Origin of the sequence: Kitasatospora sp. NPDC059803, assembly GCF_042732255.1 — a bacterium.
Classification (GTDB): Bacteria; Actinomycetota; Actinomycetes; order Streptomycetales; family Streptomycetaceae; genus Kitasatospora.
Map to the genome: position 1 here is coordinate 4684 of NZ_JBHWIJ010000400.1, position 1622 is coordinate 6305.

The 1622-nt window shown below is 74.6% G+C and carries 2 protein-coding genes; both read left to right on the forward strand.

What is annotated here, in order from left to right; translation table 11 throughout:
• A partial coding sequence (locus ACFV6I_RS36555; RefSeq protein WP_380430291.1) for a hypothetical protein occupies positions 1–254 on the forward strand: 254 nt, incomplete at its 5' end.
• Complete coding sequence (gene efeB, locus ACFV6I_RS36560) at positions 254–1582, forward strand: iron uptake transporter deferrochelatase/peroxidase subunit (protein ID WP_079135342.1); 1329 nt, start codon at positions 254–256, stop codon at positions 1580–1582. The genes ACFV6I_RS36555 and efeB, both read left to right, overlap by 1 nt.
• The last annotated feature ends 40 nt before the right edge of the window (positions 1583–1622 follow it).

Below are 1622 nucleotides of genomic sequence, written 5' to 3' on the forward strand. Positions count from 1 at the left end.
CGCCCCGCGCGCGCGCCGGGGCCCCGAGCGCGCCCCGGGGGGCGGCCGCGCGCCCCCCGCCGCGCCCCCCCCGGGCCCCGGCGGGTCTCGCGCGGGGCCGCGACCTGGTCGCCGCCGCCCACAAGCCCGAGGGCTGGACCGCGCTGGAGCAGCTCCCCGCCGACGCCCGCCGCCAGCTCAACGGAGCCACTGGCCAGCTGCTCGAAGACCTCGCCCCCATCCCCGCCCTGCTCGAGATCCGGAAGGCCGCCTGATGACCGACCACACCGCTGCCACCGGAGGCTCCTGCCCGTTCCCGCACGCCGCCGCGCCCGCCCCGGCCGTCGCCGAGGGCGGCTGCCCGGCCGGCCCGGCCCGCCGCAGCTTCGTCCGGACCGCCCTCGGCGCCGGCGCCGGGGCGGCCGTCCTGGCGGGCGGGGCGTTCACCCTGGCCGCCGGCCCGGCCTCCGCCGGGGACAGCCGCCAGGCGAAGAGCGGGGCCGTCCCGTTCCACGGCGACCACCAGGCCGGCGTCACCACCCCGGCCCCCGGCTACGCGGCCTTCCTGTCCTGCCAGGTGATAGCCCAGGACCGCAAGGGCCTGGAGGACCTCCTCAAGACCCTGACCGAGCGGATCCGCTTCCTCACCGCCGGCGGCACCCCGCCCGACCTCGGCGTCGGCGCGCCGCCCGCCGACAGCGGCATCCTCGGCCCCACCGTGCCCACCGACAACCTGACCGTCACGGTTGGCGTCGGCGCCTCGCTGTTCGACGACCGGTACGGGCTGGCCAAGGCCAAGCCGACCAAGCTGGCCCCGATGAAGACCTTCCCCAACGACAATCTGCAGGCCGCCGAACTCCACGGCGACCTCTCGCTGCAGATCTGCGCCGACCGCCAGGACACCGTGCTGCACGCGCTGCGCGACATCACCCGGCACACCCGCGGCGCGATGCAGATCCTCTGGCGGATCGACGGCTTCCAGAACGAGTCCCGCCCGGACGGCGCCCAGCGCAACCTGCTCGGCTTCAAGGACGGCATAGTCAACCCCGACACCACCTCCGCCCGCGAGATGGACCGGCTGATCTGGGTCACCGACGGACTGGGCGAGCCCGCCTGGGCGACCGGCGGCAGCTACCAGGTGATCCGGATCATCCGGATGCTGATCGAGTTCTGGGACCGCGTCACCCTCGCCGAGCAGGAGAAGATGTTCGGCCGCCGCCGCGACACCGGCGCGCCGCTGGACGGCCGCCAGGAGACCGACGCGCCGGACTACGGCAAGGACCCGGAGGGCAAGGCGATCCCGCTCAAGGCGCACATCCGGCTCGCCAACCCGCGCACCGCCGACACCGACACCTCGCGCATCCTGCGCCGCGGCTTCAACTACGACCGGGGCGTCGACAAGGCCGGCAACCTGGACATGGGCCTGGTGTTCTGCTGCTACCAGCAGGACGTGGTGCGGCAGTTCGAGGCCACCCAGACCCGGCTCATCGACGAGCCGCTGGTCGACTACATCTCGCCGACCGGCGGCGGGTACTTCTTCGTCCTGCCGGGCGTGAAGGACAACGCCGACTGGCTCGGACGCGGGCTGCTCGCGGCGCTCTGACGACGGTTTGACGGCAGTATCACGGCGGCCGACGTGAGAC